This is a genomic window from Leisingera aquimarina DSM 24565 (genome assembly GCF_000473165.1).
Classification (GTDB): Bacteria; Pseudomonadota; Alphaproteobacteria; order Rhodobacterales; family Rhodobacteraceae; genus Leisingera; species Leisingera aquimarina.
In genome coordinates, this window is the sequence record NZ_KI421504.1 from 2,991,167 (window position 1) to 3,014,105 (window position 22,939).

The 22,939-nt window shown below is 58.8% G+C and carries 26 protein-coding genes, 1 pseudogene and 1 other annotated feature; of the genes and pseudogenes, 19 read left to right on the plus strand and 8 right to left on the minus strand.

Annotated features, from left to right (window positions below):
• The first annotated feature begins 7 nt into the window (after window positions 1-7).
• Window positions 8-295, plus strand: a complete 288-nt coding sequence (locus AQUI_RS0118885) for a DUF1330 domain-containing protein (protein WP_027258893.1) — start codon at window positions 8-10, stop codon at window positions 293-295.
• Window positions 295-777 (plus strand): MOSC domain-containing protein, encoded by a 483-nt coding sequence (locus tag AQUI_RS0118890; protein ID WP_035920088.1) that lies wholly within the window; start codon window positions 295-297, stop codon window positions 775-777. The genes AQUI_RS0118885 and AQUI_RS0118890 overlap by 1 nt, the downstream gene beginning before the upstream one ends.
• Before the next feature lie 37 nt (window positions 778-814).
• On the opposite strand, the gene typA is transcribed toward AQUI_RS0118890, so the two are convergent.
• Together typA and AQUI_RS0118900 are read right to left on the minus strand one after the other, a co-directional pair.
• Window positions 815-2,635: a translational GTPase TypA gene (gene typA / locus AQUI_RS0118895; RefSeq protein WP_027258894.1), complete on the minus strand. Its 1,821-nt coding sequence runs from the start codon at window positions 2,633-2,635 to the stop codon at window positions 815-817.
• A 93-nt stretch (window positions 2,636-2,728) separates the two neighbouring features.
• The gene (locus tag AQUI_RS0118900) at window positions 2,729-3,064 is read right to left on the minus strand and encodes a DMT family transporter (protein WP_027258895.1); all 336 of its coding nucleotides are present in this window, start codon (window positions 3,062-3,064) and stop codon (window positions 2,729-2,731) included.
• A 255-nt stretch (window positions 3,065-3,319) separates the two neighbouring features.
• On the opposite strand from AQUI_RS0118900, the gene AQUI_RS0118905 reads away from it, so the two are divergent.
• Window positions 3,320-4,102, plus strand: a complete 783-nt coding sequence (locus AQUI_RS0118905) for a class II glutamine amidotransferase (RefSeq protein ID WP_027258896.1) — start codon at window positions 3,320-3,322, stop codon at window positions 4,100-4,102.
• Between the two features lie 33 nt (window positions 4,103-4,135).
• Here AQUI_RS0118905 and AQUI_RS0118910 read toward each other — a convergent pair whose 3' ends face one another.
• The 3 genes from AQUI_RS0118910 to AQUI_RS0118920 are packed head-to-tail and all read right to left on the minus strand — an operon-like array spanning window position 4,136 to window position 6,197.
• Complete coding sequence (locus tag AQUI_RS0118910) at window positions 4,136-5,305, minus strand: HD domain-containing protein (protein ID WP_027258897.1); 1,170 nt, start codon at window positions 5,303-5,305, stop codon at window positions 4,136-4,138.
• Window positions 5,302-5,544, minus strand: coding sequence for a hypothetical protein (locus AQUI_RS0118915; RefSeq protein WP_027258898.1), 243 nt, complete (start codon window positions 5,542-5,544; stop codon window positions 5,302-5,304). Before AQUI_RS0118915 ends, AQUI_RS0118910 begins: the two co-directional genes overlap by 4 nt.
• Complete coding sequence (locus AQUI_RS0118920) at window positions 5,544-6,197, minus strand: alpha/beta hydrolase (protein WP_027258899.1); 654 nt, start codon at window positions 6,195-6,197, stop codon at window positions 5,544-5,546. Before AQUI_RS0118920 ends, AQUI_RS0118915 begins: the two co-directional genes overlap by 1 nt.
• A 186-nt stretch (window positions 6,198-6,383) precedes the next feature.
• Here AQUI_RS0118920 and iscR point away from each other — a divergent pair, with 186 nt between their 5' ends.
• From iscR to AQUI_RS0118970, 10 genes are all read left to right on the plus strand, one after another.
• The gene (iscR, locus tag AQUI_RS0118925; RefSeq protein ID WP_027258900.1) at window positions 6,384-6,842 is read left to right on the plus strand and encodes a Fe-S cluster assembly transcriptional regulator IscR; all 459 of its coding nucleotides are present in this window, start codon (window positions 6,384-6,386) and stop codon (window positions 6,840-6,842) included.
• A gap of 129 nt (window positions 6,843-6,971) precedes the next feature.
• Window positions 6,972-8,015, plus strand: a complete 1,044-nt coding sequence (locus tag AQUI_RS0118930) for a cysteine desulfurase family protein (protein ID WP_027258901.1) — start codon at window positions 6,972-6,974, stop codon at window positions 8,013-8,015.
• 15 nt (window positions 8,016-8,030) lie between these two features.
• On the plus strand, window positions 8,031-9,554 hold the full coding sequence (gene sufB, locus AQUI_RS0118935) for a Fe-S cluster assembly protein SufB (protein ID WP_027258902.1): 1,524 nt from the start codon (window positions 8,031-8,033) through the stop codon (window positions 9,552-9,554).
• Between the two features lie 38 nt (window positions 9,555-9,592).
• Window positions 9,593-9,907: a heavy metal-binding domain-containing protein gene (locus tag AQUI_RS0118940; RefSeq protein WP_027258903.1), complete on the plus strand. Its 315-nt coding sequence runs from the start codon at window positions 9,593-9,595 to the stop codon at window positions 9,905-9,907.
• Window positions 9,908-9,918: 11 nt separating this feature from the next.
• Window positions 9,919-10,521, plus strand: a complete 603-nt coding sequence (locus AQUI_RS0118945; RefSeq protein WP_027258904.1) for a hypothetical protein — start codon at window positions 9,919-9,921, stop codon at window positions 10,519-10,521.
• Between the two features lie 41 nt (window positions 10,522-10,562).
• Window positions 10,563-11,318, plus strand: a complete 756-nt coding sequence (sufC, locus tag AQUI_RS0118950; RefSeq protein ID WP_027258905.1) for a Fe-S cluster assembly ATPase SufC — start codon at window positions 10,563-10,565, stop codon at window positions 11,316-11,318.
• Window positions 11,319-12,599 carry a SufB/SufD family protein gene (locus AQUI_RS0118955; RefSeq protein WP_027258906.1) on the plus strand — a complete coding sequence of 427 codons (1,281 nt, stop codon included), beginning with the start codon at window positions 11,319-11,321 and terminating at the stop codon, window positions 12,597-12,599.
• Window positions 12,599-13,084: a hypothetical protein gene (locus AQUI_RS0118960; RefSeq protein WP_027258907.1), complete on the plus strand. Its 486-nt coding sequence runs from the start codon at window positions 12,599-12,601 to the stop codon at window positions 13,082-13,084. Before AQUI_RS0118955 ends, AQUI_RS0118960 begins: the two co-directional genes overlap by 1 nt.
• Window positions 13,081-13,665: a YIP1 family protein gene (locus AQUI_RS0118965; protein ID WP_027258908.1), complete on the plus strand. Its 585-nt coding sequence runs from the start codon at window positions 13,081-13,083 to the stop codon at window positions 13,663-13,665. Before AQUI_RS0118960 ends, AQUI_RS0118965 begins: the two co-directional genes overlap by 4 nt.
• On the plus strand, window positions 13,658-14,878 hold the full coding sequence (locus AQUI_RS0118970; protein WP_027258909.1) for a cysteine desulfurase: 1,221 nt from the start codon (window positions 13,658-13,660) through the stop codon (window positions 14,876-14,878). The genes AQUI_RS0118965 and AQUI_RS0118970 overlap by 8 nt, the downstream gene beginning before the upstream one ends.
• Window positions 14,879-14,944: 66 nt before the next feature.
• Here AQUI_RS0118970 and AQUI_RS0118975 read toward each other — a convergent pair whose 3' ends face one another.
• From AQUI_RS0118975 to tmpA, 3 genes are read right to left on the minus strand one after another with little or no spacing between them, the layout of a single operon-like run.
• Window positions 14,945-15,610: an ureidoglycolate lyase gene (locus AQUI_RS0118975; protein WP_027258910.1), complete on the minus strand. Its 666-nt coding sequence runs from the start codon at window positions 15,608-15,610 to the stop codon at window positions 14,945-14,947.
• Window positions 15,607-16,212: a (R)-1-hydroxy-2-trimethylaminoethylphosphonate oxygenase gene (gene tmpB / locus AQUI_RS0118980; protein ID WP_027258911.1), complete on the minus strand. Its 606-nt coding sequence runs from the start codon at window positions 16,210-16,212 to the stop codon at window positions 15,607-15,609. Before tmpB ends, AQUI_RS0118975 begins: the two co-directional genes overlap by 4 nt.
• 3 nt (window positions 16,213-16,215) lie before the next feature.
• Complete coding sequence (gene tmpA / locus AQUI_RS0118985; RefSeq protein ID WP_027258912.1) at window positions 16,216-17,349, minus strand: 2-trimethylaminoethylphosphonate dioxygenase; 1,134 nt, start codon at window positions 17,347-17,349, stop codon at window positions 16,216-16,218.
• Window positions 17,350-17,447: 98 nt separating this feature from the next.
• Here tmpA and AQUI_RS0118990 point away from each other — a divergent pair, with 98 nt between their 5' ends.
• The 6 genes and pseudogenes from AQUI_RS0118990 to AQUI_RS30900 all read left to right on the plus strand — a co-directional run.
• Window positions 17,448-18,317, plus strand: coding sequence for a LysR family transcriptional regulator (locus AQUI_RS0118990; RefSeq protein ID WP_027258913.1), 870 nt, complete (start codon window positions 17,448-17,450; stop codon window positions 18,315-18,317).
• 216 nt (window positions 18,318-18,533) lie between these two features.
• Window positions 18,534-19,643, plus strand: a complete 1,110-nt coding sequence (locus AQUI_RS0118995; RefSeq protein ID WP_027258914.1) for a hypothetical protein — start codon at window positions 18,534-18,536, stop codon at window positions 19,641-19,643.
• 251 nt (window positions 19,644-19,894) lie between these two features.
• Window positions 19,895-20,218 carry a DUF6538 domain-containing protein gene (locus AQUI_RS32545; RefSeq protein WP_425411826.1) on the plus strand — a complete coding sequence of 108 codons (324 nt, stop codon included), beginning with the start codon at window positions 19,895-19,897 and terminating at the stop codon, window positions 20,216-20,218.
• Window positions 20,145-20,372 (plus strand): site-specific integrase, encoded by a 228-nt coding sequence (locus AQUI_RS0119000; protein WP_027258915.1) that lies wholly within the window; start codon window positions 20,145-20,147, stop codon window positions 20,370-20,372. The genes AQUI_RS32545 and AQUI_RS0119000 overlap by 74 nt, the downstream gene beginning before the upstream one ends.
• Before the next feature lie 153 nt (window positions 20,373-20,525).
• On the plus strand, window positions 20,526-21,500 hold the full coding sequence (locus AQUI_RS0119005; RefSeq protein WP_156916875.1) for a hypothetical protein: 975 nt from the start codon (window positions 20,526-20,528) through the stop codon (window positions 21,498-21,500).
• Between the two features lie 281 nt (window positions 21,501-21,781).
• Window positions 21,782-22,937, plus strand: a pseudogene (locus AQUI_RS30900) (IS3 family transposase); the annotation flags it as partial.
• Window positions 22,101-22,255, plus strand: a sequence feature (AL1L pseudoknot). (Overlaps the previous pseudogene by 155 nt.)
• Window positions 22,938-22,939 lie beyond the last annotated feature (2 nt).

A 22,939-nucleotide genomic window follows, 5' to 3' on the forward strand; every position in this document is an offset into this window, starting at 1 on the left:
GGCTCCGATGCCCGCACTTTGGATTGCACATGTGACTGTCACTGACGCTGATGCCTATGGCAAGTATGCCGAATTGGCGGGGCCTGCCATTGCCAAGCACGGCGGCACGTTTGTCGCCCGTGGCGGGCGTTTCGTGCAGCTGGAGGGCAAAGAGCGTCCGCGCAATGTGGTGGCCAAATTCCCAAGTGTTGACGCTGCCGTCGATTGCTATCACAGCCCGGAATACCAGGAGGCGCTGAGCCATGCGCGCGGCGCATCCGAGCGCGAGCTGATGGTGGTGGAAACCTCCGAATAATGATCACCGCTTTTGCGGAAATGCTGAAACGTCACGCTGGCCAAGGCCGGGTGGCGTGGATCGGCCTGCGCCCTGCGCGGAGGGAAGAAATTCTGGCAGCGGAGACTGTGGATGTAACGGCAGCGGGCCTTTGCGGCGATCATGCCAAAGAAGGCAAGCGCGCCGTTACATTAATCCAGGCTGAGCATCTGCCGGTGATTGCGGCCCTTGCCGGGCTGGACAATTTACAGCCGGAACTGCTGCGCCGGAACTTTGTCGTTTCCCGGATCAATCTGGCAGCTTTGCGCAAAGCCAAACTGCAAATCGGGAGTGCTGTTTTGCATGTGACCGGCCCCTGTCCGCCCTGCTCGCGGATGGAGGAGCTACTGGGCCATGGCGGTTACAACGCGATGCGCGGACATGGCGGCTGGTATGCCGAAGTGGTGGAGCCGGGCAGGGTGGCTTTGGATGACAGCGTTACAGCTCTGACTTCAGCGGAATAGAAAACGGCGGCAGAAGTTTCTGCCGCCGTTTTATCTATCAGGCGTTGGCCTTGGCCATCCGCTTCCGCTCATGCGGATCCAGGTAGCGCTTGCGCAGGCGCACAGAGTTGGGTGTCACCTCGACCAGCTCGTCGTCGTTGATGTAGGCAATCGATTCTTCCAGCGACAGGGTCACAGGGGTCGTCAAACGCACCGCGTCATCGGTGCCCGAGGCCCGCACGTTGGTCAGCTTCTTGCCCTTCAGCGGGTTAACTTCCAGGTCGTTCTCGCGGGAGTGCTCGCCGATGATCATGCCGGTGTAGACGTCGGCCTGGGCGCCGATCATCATCTTGCCGCGCTCTTCCAGGTTCCACAGGGCGAAGGCAACTGAAGTGCCGTTTTCCATCGAGATCAGCACGCCTGCGCGGCGGCCCGGGATCGCTCCCTTATGCTGAGTCCAGCCGTGGAACACGCGGTTCAGAACGCCGGTGCCGCGGGTGTCGGTCAGGAATTCACCGTGATAGCCGATCAGACCGCGTGAGGGCACATGCGCGATGATGCGGGTCTTGCCTGCGCCTGCGGGCTTCATCTCGACCAGCTCGCCTTTGCGGGCGCCGGTCAGTTTTTCGATCACCGCGCCGGAGTATTCGTCATCCACGTCGATGGTGGCTTCTTCTACAGGCTCCATGCGCTTGCCGTCGACTTCCTTCATGATCACCTGCGGGCGGGAGATCGACAGCTCGAACCCTTCGCGGCGCATGTTCTCAATCAGAACACCCATCTGCAGTTCGCCGCGGCCAGACACCTCAAAGGCTTCACCGCCGGGGGTGTCCTGGATTTTGATGGCGACGTTGCTTTCGGCCTCTTTCATCAGACGGTCGCGGATGACGCGCGACTGGACCTTCTTGCCGTCGCGGCCGGCCAGCGGGCTGTCGTTGATACCAAAAGTCACGGTGATGGTCGGCGGGTCGATCGGCTGGGCGTCCAGAGGCTCTTCCACGGCCAGCGCGCAGATGGTATCGGCCACCGTCGCCTTGGCCATGCCCGCGAGGGACACGATGTCACCTGCCTGGGCTTCCTCGATGTCCTGCTGAGCCAGGCCGCGGAACGCCTGGATGCGTGTGACGCGGAACTGCTCGATTTTCTGGCCAATACGGGTGAGGGCCTGCACGGTGGCGCCGACCTTCAGCTTGCCGGATTCGACGCGGCCGGTCAGCAGGCGGCCCACAAAGGGGTCGCTGCCCAGGGTAGTGGCCAGCATCCGGAAATCTTCGTCCTGGCGTTTGATCTGTTTCGGCTCGGGCACGTGGTTCACGATCAGATTGAACAGCGCGTGCAGATCCTTGCGGGGGCCGTCCAGATCCGCATCCGCCCAGCCGTTACGGCCAGAGGCATACATGTGCGGGAAGTCCAGCTGGTCTTCGTTGGCGTCGAGTGATGCAAACAAGTCAAAGCACTCGTCCAGCGCCCGGTCGGGCTCGGCGTCTGGCTTGTCGACCTTGTTCAGAACCACAATCGGACGCAGGCCCAGGGCCAGCGCCTTGGATGTCACGAATTTGGTCTGCGGCATCGGGCCTTCGGCGGCGTCCACCAGCAGCACCACACCGTCGACCATCGACAGGATCCGTTCCACTTCGCCGCCGAAATCGGCGTGGCCGGGGGTGTCGACGATGTTGATACGGGTGCCGTTCCACTCGACCGAGGTGGGTTTGGCAAAAATGGTGATGCCGCGCTCGCGCTCCAGATCGTTGCTGTCCATGGCGCGTTCCGCCACAGCCTGATTTTCGCGGAAGGCGCCGGATTGTTTCAGCAGCTCGTCGACCAGGGTGGTTTTGCCGTGGTCAACGTGAGCAATGATCGCAATGTTGCGCAAGTCCATGACGTTCGCCTTTGTAAGGAAGTTGGGCCGCGCATAGCCCGAACCCGGTACAAAGGCCAGAGGAAATCCGTCCAAAGGCGCCGCAAATGCGGATCAGTGAGCGGAAGACTTGGAAAACAGGTGGATGATGACGATGCCCGACATGATCAGCACCATGCCGATCACAGCTGGCAAATCCAATTTCTGGCCGAAGACAAAGAAGGCGATCACGGCAATCAGCAGGATGCCGAGCCCGGACCAGATCGCATAGACAATCCCAACCGGCATGAATTTCAGCGTCAGCCCCATCATGTAGAAGGAAAACGCATAGGCAACCAGAACGACGAGCGACGGTCCCAGTTTGCTGAACTGCTGGCTGGCTTGCAGGGCCGTGGTGCCGATGGTTTCCGCTGCAACCGCGATGATCAGATAGAAATAGTGAACCGGCATCTCTGCCTCCATGTGCGCGTTCCGCCCCGGCCTGCGGCGGGGCTGTGTTCCTAATTCCGGTACCGTATCCAATGCAGTGCTGGAAGTCCCAATGCGTCACTGCTTGCCCTGTTTTCGGCCTCAGTGGAAGCGAACAGATGACTGTGCGCAGATACGCTGTACCAAAATTGAAAGCTGTATTAGGAGAAAATTCTGAAAAGGAAGATCACAGTGAAACGATCACTCTGATCAGTGTCTGGATGCGAGGAGCGACAAATGTGCCGTTGGGCTGCCTACACCGGTGCCAAAGTCTTTTTAGAAGACATCATCTCTATACCCGCGCACTCGCTGATAGCGCAAAGCCAAAAGGCGGTTGAATGCAAGACTGCGACCAATGGCGACGGGTTCGGCATTGCCTGGTACGGGCAGCGGAGCGAGCCGGGGCTTTACCGGGATGTCTACCCGGCTTGGTCGGACTGTAATCTGCGGGCGCTGGTGAGCCAGGTGCAATCCGGTCTTTTTCTGGCGCATGTGCGGGCCTCAACCGGATCCGCTACCAGCCGCAACAACTGCCACCCGTTTTCGGCGGGCAAGTGGAGCTTCATGCACAACGGTCAGGTCGGCGGGTTCGAGAAATTCCGCCGTCATGCTGACATGTGCATCCCGGATGAGCTGTATGAACATCGCAAAGGCGCCACTGACAGCGAGGTACTGTTTCTGCTTGCCTTGCGTGAAGACCTGGATTCAGATCCAAAATCTGCGCTCGAGCGGGCGGTGGGCTGTATGGAAAGCCTGTCGCGTGCCCGGGGCCGCACGCCACACATGCGCTTGTCCGTGGCTATGTCGGATGGAGACAGCCTCTATGCGGCGCGCTATTCCTCCGACAGCATTGCACCATCGGTCTATTACCGCTGGAGCCACAGCCTGAATGGGTGGGCCGTAGTTTCGGAACCGCTTGAGGACACAGGTGAAGCATGGAGTGAATTACAGCCAGGGGAGTTTCTGACACTCACTTCCAAAGGCGCGGAAACGCAGCCGTTTCAGCCGTTTCTGAAGTGAGGCGCAGCCCCAAACCGGAGCTGCAGTCCGTGTTTACATACGTCCGGCCGCGCGGAACCAAGGTTCGATCTTTGCCCGGACATAGGTCCAAACGTCCGGTGCGCCGCGATTGACCTTGCCACCAACGCGGGCGTCCAGCTGCGGCAGGCTCACATCATAGTCGACCCAGCTGCCGCCGCCGTTCAGCAGGTTAAGCAGCACTGGCTGCACCCGGTCGATCGCCTTGGCAAATACGGCGTCCGGGCTTTCTGCGGTCTCAAATTCCTCCCAAATGGCCCGCATAGGCAGGCCTTGGTCCGGGGGCAGCATGCCAAACAGACGGTCTGCAGCAGTTTCTTCCTTGGCTGCGAGCGCCGCGAGGGCTGCGGGGTCAATCACCCCGTGGATCGGCGCATCGCCCGCATCGATTTCGACCAGATCATGCAGCAGCAGCATTTGCAGCACCCGGTCCACATTGACGGAATGTGCGCTGTGCTCTGCCAGAACCCAAGCATACAGCATGATGTGCCAGCTGTGCTCGGCTGAGTTTTCGTGGCGTGACCCATCCCCCAGTTTGGAGGCGCGGGTGACCAGCTTCAGTTTATCTGCCTCATTCAGGAAGGGCAGGCGGGCTGTCAGGCGGCCGCAGTCAAAGCCGGTATCTTCGTTCAGGAGAGCCAATGCGTGGTGATAGGCTTCGGGGAGGTCCTGCTCCAGCGCCGCGGCGCGCCCGCCATTCAGGTTTTGCCGGACCACATCGACATGCCAACCCAGCGGTTTGGTGCCATAGAGCGTCTGAAAGATCGGCTGGCAATGGTCCACCCGCTTGGCAAAATGCGCATCGGGGCTGTCCGCGGCCTCGAATTCCTGCCACAGGCCTAACAATTCAGCGCCCTGATCTGCGGGAAGAAGGCCGAACAGGCGCTTGGCGGCGGCTTCTTCTGCCTGTGCTACAGCGTCCCAATCGACCTCATCCGTGATCGGGTGATCTCCAGCGTCGATCTCGACCAGATCATGCAGCAGAAGCATCCGGACAGCGCGGAAAATATCCACGTCCCGCGATGCAAACGGCGCCAGAACCAGTGCATACAGTGCCAGATGCCAGCTGTGTTCCGCAGAGTTTTCGCGGCGGCTGCAATCAAGGATCAGGTTTTGGCGGTCAATGCGGCGAAGCTTGTCTGCTTCGAGCAAAAAGGCGAATTGCGCGTCCAGCCGGGCGCTCATGCTTCGCCCTTTTCTTCAAGCTGCGCCTGAATTGCGCTGACTTTCTGATTGAGAAACTCACGCGCCTTGCGTTCGGCCAGGCGCACGCGCATTTCGGTCAGAAACGCTTCTTCGAGCGACTGGGAGGCGGCGCCAAGCACTTGGCCCACCTCCACATACAGTCGGTCTTCGCCGCTGGCGTCCTGTACCTTGATCGTATCGACCGCCAGTTTCTGCGCCAGCGTTTCGATTGTGCCCATCAGCGGGTGTTCTCTGTCAGGCGGCGCTTCACGTAATCGGACACATCGCCGATCATCGTGTCCATATGCGGTTCCTGGAAGAAATGATCCGCACCTTCGATCTCGTTGTGGGTGATGGTTATCCCCTTCTGCTCATGCAGCTTGCCAACCAGATTGGCTGTATCTGCAGGCGGCGCCACCCGGTCGGAGGTGCCGTTGATGATCAGGCCGGAAGACGGGCAGGGCGCCAGGAAGGAAAAGTCATACATGTTGGCCGGCGGCGCAACCGAGATGAAGCCGGTGATCTCCGGGCGGCGCATCAGCAACTGCATGCCGATCCAGGCGCCAAAGGAGAAGCCCGCAACCCAGCAATGCTTGGAATTGGTGTTCATCGACTGCAGGTAGTCCAGTGCGGAGGCCGCATCCGACAGCTCGCCAACGCCCTGGTCGTATTCGCCCTGGCTGCGGCCGACGCCGCGGAAATTGAACCTCAGAACGGTGAAGCCCATGTTGTAGAACGCATAGTGGAGGTTATAGACCACCTTATTGTTCATGGTGCCGCCGAACTGCGGATGCGGGTGCAGCACGATGGCGATCGGGGCGTCTTTTTCTTTTTGCGGGTGATAGCGGCCTTCGAGGCGGCCTTCGGGTCCAGGAAAGATGACCTCGGGCATGGGTGGTTCAAATCCTACTCTCGTTCTCGCGACTGCCGGCAGAAAACTTGACGGGTTCCGTCGGGCATCTTAGAACAGTTCTAATCAAGGGCGCTGGCCTCGCCATACACCGTCAGGCTGAGATACGCACAGACGCGGGGAAGGTCAATGTTTTCGCATTCGCGCCCTGGTTTCGAGAGGTAAATTATGAAGCTTTCCACCAAAGGGCGCTATGCAATGGTCGCGCTGGCGGATATCGCGCTGCAGCCACAGGGCAATTTGGTGCCTCTGGGCGACATTTCCAAGCGCCAGGATATCTCGCTGCCGTATCTGGAGCAGCTGTTTGTCAAGCTGCGCCGCGCAGGGCTGGTCGAGTCGGTGCGCGGACCTGGTGGCGGTTACCGGCTGGCAATGGTGCCATCGGAGATTCGGGTGGTCGATGTGCTGTCTGCCGTGGATGAAACGGTTGATGCGATGCACAAAGGAGCAGGCGCCTCGGGCGCGCTGTCCGGCAGCCGGGCGCAATCGCTGACCAACCGCCTGTGGGAGGGATTGAGCGCGCATGTCTATGTGTTCCTGCATCAGACCCGCCTGTCCGATGTCATCAAAAACGATCTGGCGCCGTGCCCGGCAGTGCCCAGCCTGTTTGCTGTGGTGGATGACTGAGGTGCTAAGAATTTGCATTCCTCGTCTTTCCGGACACTGCGCGGATACTGCACAATTTTCGCGGGAAAGCTTTGCGAAATGCTGCAAGGCAGCGTATGAGGCGGCAGCGATCCGCAAAAAGATGACTCTATGACACGCGTTTATCTTGACCATAACGCCACCGCCACCCTGCGCCCCGAGGCGCGGGCGGCTATGATCGCGGCGATGGATGTCTGCGGCAACCCGTCGTCGGTGCATGCCGAAGGCCGTGCTGCTAAGGCATTGGTCGAGAAAGCACGGGCGCAGGTCGCGGCTGCCTTTGGCGCGGATGGGGCGGATATCGTTTTCACCTCCGGGTCAACCGAGGGAGCATCATTGGCATTGGCCGGCCGCAGCCTGCATGGCGCGCCGGTGGAGCATGATGCGGTGCGTGCCTGGACCCTGGAAGATCTTGAGGTAAGCGTCGGCGGGATGGTAGGGATTTCCGATCCTGCAGCCTGCACAGTGCAATTGGCCAATTCCGAAACCGGTATTGTACAGCAATTGCCGGACGGGCTGGCGGTGACCGATGCAACCCAGGCTTTTGGTAAATTGCCGGTGGCGTTCAACTGGCTGGGCGCGCAAATGGCGCTGATTTCTGCGCATAAACTGGGCGGACCCAAGGGCATCGGCGCAGTTGTGATCAAACGCGGTACGGATCTGCCTGCGCAGATCAAGGGCGGCGGCCAGGAAATGGGGCGGCGTTCCGGAACCGAAAATACCATTGGAATCACGGGCTTCGGCGCCGCAGCTGAAGCAGCGGCAAAAGATCTGGCAAATGGTGTCTGGGACAGGGTTGCAGAACTTAGAAATATTCTAGAAAAGGCGCTTGTGTCTGGCGCAAGCCATACTATTTTTGTCGGGAAGGATCAGAGACGGCTGCCGAACACTCTGTGTTTTGCGACGCCGGGCTGGAAGGGCGAAACCCAGGTCATGCAGATGGATCTGGCGGGATTTGCCATCAGCGCGGGCAGCGCCTGCTCCAGCGGAAAGGTGCGCGCCAGCGCGGTGCTGACCGCAATGGGATTTGATGAGGCCACGGCACAAGGCGCAGTCCGCGTGTCGCTGGGGCCTGAGACAACAGAAGAAGACGTGCTGCGCTTTGCCGATGCGTGGCTGCTAAAAGAAAAGAAACATCGCGCCCGCGCGGCGTGAATGAGGAGAAGACAAATGGCCGCTTTGGACCAGACCCAAGTCAAGGATGGTGTTGATCAGGAAACCGTGGACGCAGTCCGCGAGGTTGGCGGTGCTTACAAATACGGTTGGGAAACCGATATCGAGATGGAATATGCCCCCAAAGGGCTGACCACGGATATTGTCCGGCTGATTTCGGAAAAGAACGAAGAGCCGGAATGGATGCTGAACTGGCGTCTGGAAGCCTATGAGCGCTGGCTGACCAAGGAAGAACCCGACTGGGCGATGGTCGACTATCCGGAAATCGATTTCCAGGACCAATATTATTATGCCCGTCCCAAGTCGATGGAAGTGAAGCCCAAGTCGCTGGACGAGGTCGACCCCAAGCTGCTGGCGACCTATGAAAAGCTGGGTATCCCGCTGAAAGAACAGATGATTCTGGCCGGCGTTGAGGGCGCTGAAAATGCGCCCGCCGAGGGCCGCAAGGTTGCCGTGGACGCTGTTTTCGACTCCGTTTCCGTCGGCACCACATTCCAGAAAGAGCTGAAGGAAGCGGGCGTCATCTTCTGCTCGATCTCCGAAGCCATCCGTGAGCATCCTGAGCTGGTCAAAAAATACCTCGGCTCGGTGGTTCCGGTGTCCGACAACTTCTATGCAACGCTGAACTCAGCCGTATTCTCAGACGGATCGTTCGTCTATGTGCCGCCGGGCGTTCGCTGCCCGATGGAACTGTCGACCTATTTCCGCATCAATGCGGAAAACACCGGCCAGTTTGAACGTACCCTGATCATTGCCGATAAAGGCAGCTATGTCAGCTACTTGGAAGGCTGTACTGCCCCAGCGCGCGATATCGCCCAGCTGCACGCCGCAGTGGTCGAAATCATCATCGAAGAAGACGCCGAGGTGAAATACTCCACCGTTCAGAACTGGTATCCGGGCGACGAGAACGGCAAGGGCGGCATCTATAACTTCGTCACCAAGCGTGCCGACTGCCGCGGCGACCGCGCCAAGGTGATGTGGACCCAGGTGGAAACCGGCTCTGCCGTGACCTGGAAATACCCCTCTTGCATCCTGCGCGGCAATGAAAGCCAGGGCGAGTTCTACTCGATCGCCATCGCCAACAATATGCAGCAGGCCGACACCGGCACCAAAATGGTGCACCTGGGCAAAAACACCAAGTCGCGCATCGTGTCCAAGGGGATCAGCGCCGGCAAGGCGCAAAACACCTACCGCGGGCTGGTGTCGATGCACCCCAAGGCCAAGGACAGCCGCAATTACACCCAGTGCGACTCGCTGCTGATCGGCGATAAATGCGGCGCTCACACGGTTCCCTACATCGAGGTCAAGAACAACTCCTCCCGCGTGGAGCATGAGGCGACCACGTCCAAGGTGGACGACGACCAGCTGTTCTACTGCCGCCAGCGCGGCATGGACGAGGAAGAGGCGGTGGCCCTGGTGGTCAACGGCTTCTGCAAGGACGTGCTGCAGGCGCTGCCGATGGAGTTTGCCATGGAAGCGCAACAGCTGGTTGCGATCTCGCTGGAAGGGTCTGTCGGCTGATGGCAGGCCCTTGGGCAGCACCGCAGGGAGGCAAGAGTATGATCGTCACAACCACACCGAGCGTCGAAGGCTACCAGATCGCCGAATACAAGGGCATCGTGGTGGGCGAGGCGATCATGGGCGCCAATGTGGTGCGCGATGTCTTTGCCTCGATCACTGATATCGTCGGCGGCCGCTCAGGCGCGTATGAAGGCAAGTTGCAGGATGCCCGCGAAACCGCCTTGGCTGAGCTTGAAGACCGCGCGCGGGACAAGGGCGCCAATGCCGTTGTGGGCGTGGATCTGGACTATGAAGTGGTCGGGCAGTCCATGCTGATGGTTTCGGCCAGCGGCACCGCTGTGGTGCTGGGGTAAGGGGCCGGACAGTGGCAAAAGACGAACAGATCATTGAGCGCCCGCAGCTTACTCTGCCGCCTGAAGAGGCTGAGTGGGTTCGAAGCCATTACCGGGATGCAGGCGTCATTCTGGAATATGGCAGTGGCGGCTCGACTGTTCTGGCGTCTGAGCTGAGCGGGAAAAAGGTCTTTTCCGTCGAGTCTGACAAGATGTGGTACCGCATGATGAAGCGGTACTTGCGCCAGGCTGGCAGCAAGTCGGTAGTACATCTGCACCATGCCAATGTCGGCAAGACCGGCAAATGGGGCAGGCCGGTAAATAACGACATGTGGCGCCGGTTTCATCAGTACCCGAATACGATCTGGGACCTTGCACACTTTGAGGCGCCGGATCTGGTGCTGATTGACGGGCGGTTCCGGGCTGCCTGTTTCCTGACTGTTATGCTGCGGACCGAAAAGCCTGTCACCGTGCTGTTTGACGACTATGCCGGGCGGGCCCTGTACAAGCAGGTCGAGAAATGGGTAAAGCCGGTTGATATCCGTGGCCGCATGGCCCGGTTCGAGCTGCTTCCCGACAACCTTCCGCGCCGGGATCTGACGCAGATCCTGACGCTTTACACAAAAACCTTCTAGGCGCCGACGGCTGCCGGAACAGTACTAAGCGAGAGGCAAAAATGCTCGAAATCAAAAACTTGCACGTCAAGCTGGAAGATGAGGATAAGCAAATCCTGAAGGGCGTCGACCTTAAGGTTGAGGCAGGCAAAGTGCATGCCATTATGGGGCCGAACGGTTCGGGTAAATCCACTCTGTCATATGTGCTTTCAGGCCGCGACGGCTATGAAGTGACCGACGGTTCTGCCGAACTGGAAGGCGAAGACATCCTGGAGATGGAGCCGGAAGAACGCGCCGCAGCCGGCATGTTCCTGGCGTTCCAGTATCCGGTGGAAATCCCCGGTGTCGGCAACATGACCTTTCTGCGCACCGCAGTGAACGCACAGCGCAAAGCCCGTGGCGAGGAAGAGCTGTCGGCCTCCGACTTCCTGAAAATCATCCGCGCCAAGGCGAAGACCCTGAAAATCGACGCCGACATGCTGAAGCGCCCGGTCAACGTCGGCTTCTCCGGCGGTGAGAAGAAGCGCAACGAAATCCTGCAGATGGCGATGTTGGAGCCGAAGCTGTGCATCCTGGACGAGACCGACTCCGGCCTTGATGTGGACGCGATGAAACTGGTGGCCGAAGGCGTGAACGCCCTGCGTGATGAGGGCCGCGGTTTCCTGGTGATCACCCACTATCAGCGCCTATTGGACCACATCAAACCGGACGTGGTGCACATCCTGGCAGGCGGCCGCATTGTCAAGACCGGCGGTCCTGAGCTGGCGCTGGAAGTCGAGAACAACGGTTACGCCGGCATCCTGGCAGAGGAGGCGTAAATGGCCCTGCCTGAAGTCAAGCAAAGTGCAACCGAGGCGCGGCTGTCCGCGCTGTCCCTGCCGGAAAGCGGCTGCCTTAAGGCGGCCCGGCAGGCAGCGCTGTCGCGGGTCCAGACCATGGGTCTGCCCAGCCGCCGCGATGAGTACTGGAAATACACCCGCCCCGAGACATTGGTGCAGGCTGAGGCAGCCAAAGCTGCCGTTTTCGCCGCGGATGAGACGCCGATGTTCAGCGCCTTTGACCGGCTGAACATTGTTTTTGTCGATGGTGTCTTTGACGCTGAAGCATCGGATGATTTGTCGCTGGAAGGTCTGACCATCGACCGGATCGCAGACATCTGCTGCAAGGATATCCACTGGGCCAAGGACTTGTACGGCGTTCTTGAAGCGCGCGGGCAAACTCCGGTGGAACGCCCGCTGGCGGCGCTGAATACCGCTTTTGCAACGGACGGTGTGGCGATCCGGGTGACCGGCAAAGTATCCAAACCGATCAACTTTACCTATGTGCACTCGGATGAGAGTTCCGACGCGATCCTGCACCACGTGATCCGCGTGGAAAATGGCGCCGAGGTGACAATCCTGGAAAACGGCCCGGCGGCCTCGCGCTTTAACAAATGCATGGAGATCGACATTGCCGACAGCGGCAAGCTGCACCTGGTGCGGGCACAGGGCCGGGATCACGAGCGCCGTGCGGCAACACATCTGTTTACCCGCCTTGGCACCGAGTCTGTGTTCAAGTCTTTCACCCTGACCGTGAATGGCGTGCTGACCCGCAACGAGGCGGTGATCGAACTGACCGGCGATGACGCGATTGCGCATATTGCAGGCGCTTGCGTCGGCGATGGTGATTTCCATCACGACGACACCGTGTTCATCACCCATGACGCGGTGAACTGCGAAAGCCGCCAGGTGTTCAAGAAGGTTCTGCGCAACGGGGCAACCGGCGTGTTCCAAGGCAAGATCCTGGTGAAGGAAGGCGCGCAAAAGACGGATGGGTATCAGATTTCCCAGTCTTTGCTGCTGGACGGCGACAGCCAGTTCCTGGCCAAACCGGAATTGGAAATCTATGCCGATGATGTAGCCTGCTCGCATGGCTCCACCTCCGGTGCGATCGACGAGGAAGGCCTGTTCTACCTGCGCTCGCGCGGGGTGCCCCATGCCGAGGCGACTGACCTGATGACGCTGGCCTTTCTGGCTGAAGCAGTGGAAGAGATCGAAGACGCGGACATCGCGGCCGACATCGTCTCCCGCCTCGAAGGCTGGCTGGCCCGGCGCCGCTGATGTCCGTTACCACGGATATCCCGGCAACCTATAAGGGGCCGCGCAAAGTGTTTGCGCGGCTTCTGGACATGGGCGTGCGTGAAGACCGGCTGCTGATTTTCCTGCTCAGCGGCTGCGTTCTGACCTTTGTGGCGCAGATGCCGAAACTGGCGCGTGAGGCGCATCTGACCGGCCAGGAGCTGAATATGCTGCTGGGCGGTTCGCTGCTGGGCATTGTCTTCATCGCGCCGCTGCTGTTGTATGTGCTGGCACTGGCCGCGCATTGGATTGCCCGCTCGGCAGGCGGGCAGGGTGCATCCTACTGCGCCCGGCTGGCGCTGTTCTGGGCCTTTCTGGCAGCCAGCCCGCTGATGCTGCTGAATGGGCTGGTTGCAGGTTTCATCGGGACTGGACCCGCCTTGAACTTGGTGGGGGCACTGTGGTGTGCTGTCTTCCTGTGGTTCTGGGTGTCCGGCATGATCCAAGGGTATTGGGCAAAGCAATGAACACACTGGCCGCCTTTGCCCTGCTGACGGTGAAATCGCCGCGGGATGCTGCGCAGCAGATCCTGGCTCAGGATTGGCCGCGCGAGGCGTTGTGGACAGGCTTTCTGCTGTCAGTGGTGCTGAACACCTGCGTCTATACATTGCAGCAAGTGCTGTTTCCGCTGCCGCCTGAGGTTTTGATACCGCGGTTTGCGCCTGGCGCCTACTTTGCGGTTATCCTGGTGCTGCAGATCAGCTTCATTGCCATGCTTTCAACCACCGGCCGATGGCTGGGCGGTCAAGGCAATCTGGCAGCGCTTCTTGCACTGGTGACCTGGCTGCAATTGCTGCAGGCGGGTCTCAACGCCGCCATCGTCGCTATGCTTCTGGTGCTGCCGGCCCTGGCTGCCCTGCTGAATATTGCGGCGAACATCATGGTGTTCTTTATCCTCTTGCACTTCGTCAATACAGCGCACAGGTTCGGCTCTGTCTGGCGGTCGCTTGGTGTGGTTCTGATGGCCAGCATGATCCTGGTGTTTGCCCTTCTCTTTATCGTGGGTCTGATCGGCCCAGCCAATCTGGGACTTCCCGAACATGTATGACGTGGAAAAAATCCGTGCCGACTTTCCGATCCTTGCGCGTGAGGTGAACGGCAAGCCGCTGACTTATCTCGACAACGGAGCGTCCGCCCAGAAACCGCAGGTGGTGATTGATGCGGTGATACGCGCTTATGCCGAAGAATATTCCAATGTTCACCGTGGCTTGCACTTTCTTTCTAATCTCGCGACCGAGAAATACGAGGCTGTTCGCGGTACCATTTCCCGCTTCCTGAATGCCGGTGATGAAAACACCATCGTGCTGAATTCGGGCACCACCGAGGGCATCAATCTGGTCGCTTATGGCTGGGCCATGCCGCGGTTGGAGGCGGGAGATGAGATCATCCTGTCGGTGATGGAACACCACGCCAATATTGTCCCCTGGCACTTCCTGCGGGAACGCCAAGGCGTGGTGCTGAAGTGGGTGGATGTGGCCGATGATGGCAGCCTGGACCCGCAGAAGGTGATCGATGCGATCACCCCCAAGACCAAGCTGGTCGCAATCACTCAATGCTCAAACGTTCTGGGCACCGTGGTGGACGTGAAGGCGATCACCCAGGGCGCCCATGCCAAGGGCGTGCCGGTACTGGTTGATGGCTCGCAAGGGGCGGTGCATATGCCGGTGGACCTGCAGGATATCGGCTGTGATTTCTACGCGATCACCGGCCACAAGCTTTACGGCCCCTCCGGCTCGGGTGCGATATATATCAAGCCAGAACGCATGGCCGAGATGCGCCCGTTTATCGGCGGCGGCGACATGATCAAGGAAGTCTCCAAGGATCAGATCATCTACAATGATCCTCCAATGAAGTTCGAAGCCGGCACGCCGGGCATCGTGCAGACCATCGGCTTTGGTGTTGCGCTGGACTACATGATGGATCTCGGCATGGAGAACATCGCCAAGCATGAAGGCGGGTTGCGCGATTATGCAATGCAGCGTCTGACAGGCCTAAACTGGGTGAACGTGCAAGGGCAAGCAATTGGTAAGGCTGCTATTTTCAGCTTTACCATGGAGGGCGCCGCACATCCTCATGACGTCTCCACCATCCTCGATAAAAAGGGTGTGGCAGTGCGTGCAGGCCATCACTGCGCCGGGCCGCTGATGGATCATTTGGGCGTGTCCGCCACATGCCGTGCTTCTTTTGGTCTCTACAACACCAAGGAAGAGGTCGATACGCTGATCGATGCGCTGGAGCTGGCACACGAATTGTTTGTCTGACACTGGCTGAAGAGCAGACGAAAACGGCGCCCTGCGAGGCGCCGTTTGCGGTTTAAGGGACGCGTCTTACTCTTGGATCTTATCCGCGCGCAGCGGGCAGGACAGGTAGACACCAAACTCCTTTCCCAAATCGCAGCTGACCCGCGCGTGCACCTTGCCCTGGCGGTCGCGAAAGCGCTGGTTGTTCTCTACCGGGAAGATTCCCTCATGCCAGATGCTCGGGTGGATGTAGAACCCTTTGGATCCGTCGCACCAGAACGCCACAACCTTTTCCGGATTCAGATCATCCCCCGGCAGAGCAGCGGGCACGATGAAGGGTTTGTTTTCCAGCGGAAAGAACATCTGCCCGCCGTCGGGGTGATAGTTCATGTGCCACAGCAGCACCTGATCCCGCGGCGCGGTCTGTTCGGCGGTCTGTGCCGTTTGCGGATCAGCGGACCAGCCCAGCACATAATTTCCGTTGACCGCTTCGTTCTCGCCATAGAGCACGTCCCCGCGCCAGTCGCAGCGGAATGTGCCCTCGACCCAGCCCCCCTCATCCCCGGTGCCCTCGTCGATCAGGCGCCAACCCTGGGCAGGCCACTGGACAATCTCGATCTCGAAGGCGCCCGGATCCTCCACCAGGCAACCATAGCCCTCGACGCTTTCCTCGGTCGCCCGGATCAGCGGCACCTCGTGCCACGGCAGCGACGGTTTGGAGCTGGCCTCAAAGATGTACTCCGGCGCGCTCATTTTTCAGTACTTCCTGCACCCATATGCCTGTCGACCATTCGCTGCACCATAGGTGCAAAATGCCAGTAATCGGGCGTGTCCATATCCGCGCGTTTGCCGGCCTCATCCAGATAGCGCACCGCAATGATCTGCTTGAGGTTCGGGTTTTGCTCCAGCTCAGCCACTTCTTCTGCATTCATGGGCCCGCCCTGCAGGTTCAAGGAGTGGATGGAAGCGACTGATAAACGGTTGAAATATTCCGGCTTGGTGGCGCAGAGATAGCGTTTCGCTGCCACGTGATAGCGCACGCAATCGGTGATCACCGAAGGGAAGAACTGCTCCAGTACCTCGGCGCCAGCCTCCTCGTGAAACCGGTCTTCAGTGTCATCCATGGAGAAGGTGCCGAACTCGCTGGTGAAATGGCCGATATCGTGGAGAAGTGCGCCTACTATGATCTCTTCCGGCTGGTTGTTGGCTTCGGCAATGGTGGCGCCCTGCAACATATGTTCGGTCATGGTGACCGGCTCGCCCAGGTATTCCTCGTCGCCGCGGCGGTCAAAGATATCACCGATGAAGGCGACAATGTTGTCCTGGGTCAGCGTGCTGAAATCCGGCTTGCTCATTGTTCACCCCTCCCTTTGAGCGTTCAGAACGTTCAGGGTCGACAGCAACCCGTCCTTGTCGGCGTAGCACCCCTGCAGCCAGCGGGAGCCCGATCCGGAATAGCCAAGGCGGGCGTGCAACACGCGGGTGTTATCGACGATAAAGCTCTCGCCGGGCTCCAGTTTGAACGCAACACCCATGTTGGGATCGTCAATGAACTCACCCAGACGCCGGTAGGCGGCATAATAGGCCTCCATCTTCTCAAAGGGCACGTCCACAAACGGCGCCGAGGACCGGTTGTTGAAACGCATGCCGATCATCTCGCCATCAGGCGCAAGTTCTATCATCGGGCGGCGTGCGCGCAGATGCACGCCATCGGAGCCTTTGTATTCGAACCGGGCCGGGTAGCCCGCCAGCAGGGCAAAACCTTCCGGGTCTTCTTCGCGCAGCCGTTCCGCCGCGCGGAATCCGTCCACCACGATGCTGTCGCCGCCTTCTGCCGAATTTTCCAGGCAATACAGGATCTGCAAGCTTGGCACCGGATCGCGGTAGGGGTTATCGGTATGCGCCTGCAGCCCCAGGCCGGTATAAGCAAGGTTGGTCGGGTTCACCTCGGTTCGTACTTCAAAGAAGCGTCCGTAGTTGGTTTCACGCACAAATCCGAACATCTCCGCACAGTCGATCAGCGCGCCTTCCTTGACGGGGCCGTTAACCAGCTTGGCAAAGCCAAGACGCGCAATTGCATCCAGCCAATCGCGCTTGACCTTGGGATCAGACATTACATCGTTCCAGTCAAACGCAGGGGCGGGCTGGTTACTGTTCCAGGTTGCAATTTCTGGCGCAACGCGGCCAAAATCAGAGGCTTTATCAACGTCATAGGCGTGTGACTTCAACCAGGCGCCGGGGAAAGTGACGGTCTTGCCCTCGGGCGAGAAAGTCACTGTCAAGGCGTCGCTTTCCACCAATGCGGTGCTGATCCTGGTGTCTGCAGGTATGTCGCCAATGGTGATCAGGCGCTGGCCGTTGCCCGGTGCGCGGGTTTCTGGATCCAGCGCATTGTCGCGCAGCCAGATCGCGTGAAAACGGCACTGTTGGCCGTCTTCAAAAGTCAAAGTCAGATAACTGCCGGATGTGTCAGCGGTTACGGAACGGGGCATGGGATCTCTCCGGTTGGCTTGGTTCTCCCTTGCGCTAATACCGAGGCTGAGCCATCAAGAGAACGACTGAAACTGGGGTTTGAGGGTTAGGTTTTCTAATGCCCAAGAAAGCGACCAAACAGGGCTTGCCGCCGCTCGACTGGCTGAAGGTGTTTGAAGCAGCTGGCCGGCTTGGCAGTTTCACAGCTGCGGCGGAGGAGTTCGGCGCCACACAGGCCGCGGTCAGCCAGCGGATCCGAAACCTGGAATCCTGGCTGGGCCGGCAGCTGTTTATTCGCTCGGCGCGCGGGGTGACGCTGACTGTGGATGGCGAAAGTTACCTGCCGCTGGTTCATGATACGCTGCTCGCTCTGGAACAGGGCACCGATAATCTATTTGGCCAAAGTGCCCGGGAGCTGAGGGTTGCGGCTTTGCCATCGCATCTGGAAATGCTGTTGCTGCCTCGGCTGGATTTGTTTTCAAAGACTTATCCGGATTTGCGCCTGGTTACGGAAACCGTGCCAAAACGACTGGAGTTCGAGGCGGCCGACGGGGCATTGCACATCCGGTACGGACGCGGAGGCTGGCAGGGACGCGACGGGGTCTTGCTGGCAAATGAAGTGCTGCAACCAATGACAGCGCCAGGAAATGCAGCCGGGTGGCGGCAGCTTCCGGTCATAGAGTTGCGTGGAGAACGGCCGGGCTGGGCGGAGTGGGCCAGAGTGACGGGTGAAACGGAGCCTGATGCCGGTCCAGTGTCTGTAGACTCCATGGCGCATGCCTTGCGGGCTGCCCGATTGGGGAGGGGTGTTGTTTTGGGATCCAGGGCTTTGGCTGCAAATCTCTTGCAAACAGGGCAATTGGAATGCGCGCCTGCGCCGAAGCTGGCTATAATTGAAGGCTATTGGCTGACCTGGCCGCCGAGCCTTGGCAAATCGCCGCGGCAAAGGGCTCTGCTGCAGGCATTTAGTCAGGCGCTCCGGCAGTAGGGATGCAAAGCTGTGAATTTTTGCCCGTGCAGACAATAGGGCATCTGAGGGCGCTTGAGGCACTGTTGGCAGCTTGCGGGGGAAACAAAGCCGCTGGATTGGAACATAACCTTCGGCTGCAGGCATTTTTGAGAAATCCCGGACTGGCGGTAGAAAGTCAGGAGCAACGCCATAGTTTCTCTCTTGCCGGTTATAGGTGCAGCGGAGGATATTCTAATGCGTGTAACAAAATATGCGGCGGCGGTGGGTCTGATTGCGGCAGCATTTTTTCCGGGTTTTGGGCATGCCTCTCCCGATGTAACGCAGGTTCAAGCACGGTTCCGAGCGTTAGAAGCGCTTTACTTCCTGCCGTTGGGGGCTTTCCCCGCAAGAGAGCTTCATACGATTTATCCAGGCGATCTTATTGATGTTGACAGGGGCACAAGGATCCTGGGGGCCGGCAGCAATAAGAAAAACACATGTTTTCCTGCGCTTTCGATAAAAGGTCCCCATGACAGTAAGGAGGCTGGGTTCTTGGGCACAATGAGCGCTGAACTGCTTGTCGGAGGGTCAGGCGGCGCAGGGCCAGGGGGGCTCATAACAATCGACGCTGGTGGGCATTTTGCGATGTCGAAACTCGCCAAATTCGACGTCGAACGCTTGACCCAAATGGATCCTTCTGCCGGAGAAAGCGTATTGTATTATCCGGAAGCCAATCCGGAATGCAGCCCGTATGCTGACGTCCTGGCGTATGATTTCCGCGGGCGGGCGATAATCTCAAGGGTTTTCAGAGGCCGGGAGTTGCTGGTCGCGGGCATCTCTCTAAACGCAGGGGTCTCTGGCTCCATTGAAAAGTCCGAACTTTTATCGGTTCTTGAAGCCGCGGCGGGCATTAGTGCTCTCCCTATAGATTCCGTGACGGTTTCGGCTGATGGGCGCAGCGCCGATTTCAACGTGATCTCAAAGCCTGGAAAGGGACACCTCGCCTTGGGATATCTACCGCTGCATCTGAACAAGCGCCAAGTTGCTGCGGTGCATTATTTCCTGCAAGGCCAGCGCGGCACAGAGCTTAGAAGATTGGTCAACGCGGCACTGAACACACCTGAACCGGGGGTATTTGCGGATATCGTTCAAGAAATCCGAACGCTATTTGGAGGTGAGCTGGATGATGAAGCTTGGGCCAACAAGTTTCTTTCAGCTCCGCCGGAACTTGCCGGAGATTTCATGCACCCGGCTGAGGAGGTGTTGAAAACGTTTGGCGAGGAGGCTCCGGACTATCTTCGCAGCCTCGCTTATTACGCGGCGGCGGCTGAGCTATCCAGCGCAGTTAACGATTTTCAGGAGTAAGGCGCTGGAGGCTTGGATGATGAACATTCAAGCACAGCAGTAGCAACGCGTGCTGGTAGCCTGGATGGACAGGTTTAGGTAGATTTTCAGGGAATTTTGGCGCACCTGAGAGGCTTCGGGTGGGGAAATGGGGGGGGTGTCAAAATAATCAGTAAAAACAATGTGTTAATCAATTGTTTGAAATTGAGTGGTACTGAAAACCCCCATTTTTCACCACAAAATGCACCACGACAACCACTAAGTTCTCGGCCATGTCGATTATCAAGCGCGGAAAATACTACCACCTGAAACGCAGAGTGCCAAAGCGCTATGCGACGGTAGATCAGCGACCGTTCATCTATAAAAGCTTCAAGACCGACTCCAGGGAAGAGGCGCAGTCGAAGGCTGACAGTTACTGGCGGGAGCTACTTGGAGCGTGGGATGCCGAGCTGGCGGGCCAGGGGCCATTGCTCAGCCTCGCTTCGTTTCTGCCAAGGAGCTGGCCGACCGGAGGGGCTATAAATGGATGCCTTCACGCTGAACAAGTTCCTGCGGCAGAACAAGTTAACCCCGACAGAGGAACACACGACTTATAGCCTGCGCCATTCGTTCGGGGACAGGCTTTTGACTGCAGGCGTGGATGAAAGGGTCAGGCGTGATTTGATGGGGCACCGTCTGACACGTGAGGAATACGGCGACGGTGGCGGGCTGAAATTGCGTCACAAGGCAATCCTATCAATCGCCCTTTAGGTGCTGTTCGTCGGGCAGCGTTTGTTGGACGTCATGACCTGCACCCTCGCAGAGCCTGCAGTTCTTTGCCTTGAATGCTCAAATTCTTAGAGGTGGTGTCCATCAACTTGTCCATCAACTGTGGTGACGAACAGCGGCGCGCGTAGAGAAAACATGGAAAAAATCCAGAAGATCCTCCATCATTCAGCCACTGCGGACAATACTGCCGTTGGTTCTACAGATTTCAATGGCGGCTTTTCGTCAGCTTTCAAAGTTGATAAGTACGTTTTAGCATATTGGATTTTTAGAACCTTTAGAAATATGCGCCTCTCTTTAGCAACAATTGCTCTCATTTGCCTAGCGGCTACAACAGCGGTTGCTCGGGACTGTGGTCAATCTCACCTCGACCCGTCGCGCTACAGTGGTGTGGATAGTCATTCGGAACTCCGCCTACGCATCGCCGCGGATCTTTCAAAGTACCGGACCTCACGCGGCGTGCTGTCAATGCTGTGCTTCGCCCAGCACTATTCAGCGCTAGGTGACAATCAGCCATTTGGCACAGATTCTGCAATTCGCTACGGCGATGACCAGTCCCACGAACCGCTGTATTACTTCGATGTTCTTGTCTGGCGCAAACAACCGGGAACTGGCGTACGGACTTCTGTAACTTATTGGGCGAAGTTTGCCTCAGTCGAGGGCGCGTTAGCGATTGTGGACGATGATGGGTACGTCCTAGAGACCGTGATTGAGGAAGCCACGCTTGATGAGCGAATTTGCCGGCCCAGCCAATTTGAGCTCAGTCGCTTCAAGAATGTTCGAGGGAAAAACGAGATCGGACGCCTCATCGAACAATCAATACTTGCTTATATTGATGCTGATCGAGAGGTTGACTGGCTGTGTTTTGCAGAAGCATTCATGGAGATGGATGACCAACTACCCGAACAACTGCGGGTGACACTTCTTCCGCAAGGACCAGATCAACGCGGTGTCTATCGCTTCACGGTGCGGAACGTAAAACTCATCGACTATTTGCTTCCTGCGCCGGGGGGATCAAACGGCGAATTCACCGCAATAGTTCGCGTAAATTCTCCAAAGCAGATAGCAATTGTCGAACGTGGCGGACGTTATCGTTGGCTGGCGCTGGAGTAGTCAAGCAGACCGGAGCTGGTTGCTGTACCGGGCGTTCATGCGTCTGGCAGCATCTGTTACTTTGGGCTCGGAGTGGCCGTTGCGCTGGCGTGCCAGGTGGGTAAGCTGCATCCAACTAAGGAGACAGGCTGTGAGCGATATTCCTGACCGAAAGAAATGCAGCTGCGGGTGCGATCATCAGGCCATCCAAAGCAGTCTGGATGAGATAAAGCGCAGATTGGGCATAGTGAACCGCCCCGGGTTTTCCGGAGGCTTCAACTCCTGGTTAGGATGAAGCCACAATGAGCAAGACAACAAACAAGTATTCTCCTGAGGTCCGCGAGCGTGCGGTGCGGCTGGTGCTGGACAAGTGAGCCATTGAGGCGCCATTGGTTCGCGCCCAATGGCGAACGGCCAGCACAGTTCCCGTTGGCAGGCGATCATGTCGATCTCCGCAAAGACCGGCTGTCCGGCGCATACGCTGAATGAGTGGGTTAAGAAGGCAGAAGCCGACAGCGGCAAGCGGGCGGGCGTGCCAACAGATGCAGCCGGCAAGATGAAGGCGCTGGAGCGGGAAAACCGCGAGCAGCGCCGGGCGAACGAGATCCTCCGCAAAGCCTCCGCGTATTTTGCGATGGCGGCGCTCGGCCGCCGGTCGAAGTGATGGTGTCATTTACCGGCATGCATCGCGCGGAGCATGGGGGCGAGCCGATCTGCATTCGCCATTGCCGCTCGGACCAATGGCGCGGCATGTCTTATTCCTGCCGATTGCCCCTTCCAGGTATTATGAGCACCTGGCGAAGCGGGCCGGTCCGGCCCGGTTGTCGGAGCGTGCCCGGCGTGACGCGGCATTGCGGCCCGAGATCCGGCGGGTTTTCGAAGAGAACTGGCGGGTCTATGGCGTGCGGAAGGTCTGGCGGCAATTGCAGCGGGAAGGCTTTGACGCCGCCCGCTGCACGGTTGCTCGGCTGATGAAGGGCATGGGTATTCAAGGCGCTCGCCATTGTCCTCGGACCAATGGCGGACAAAGGCTCGCTCCGGGGCAAGCCTCACAAAACCACGGTGCCTGACAAGAAGGCCCCATGCCCCCTCTCGCACATGCTGCGCATGTGCTGCCGGGCAGTGGATGGACAAAGCAAACCGGCAATTCCGTGTGCCCGCGCCCAACATGCTCTGGGTCAGCGGTTTCACCTATGCCGCCACCTGGAAAGGGTTTGCCGATACCGCCGCTCGCCATTGTCCTCGGACCAATGGCGGACAAAGGCTCGCTCATTGATGCCTATGCCCGCAAGATCGCCGGCCCCCTCTCGGCAGATTTGGCATGGCCAAATCGCCTGCCGGTCAATGGGTCGTGTCAGCACCCCGGCGCATGCCGGGTTCGTTCTCGATGCTCTGGGGCAGGCTGTTCAGGAGCGGCGGCCGGCAAAGGCGATGGGGCTTGTTCACCNCTCCGGCCGCCG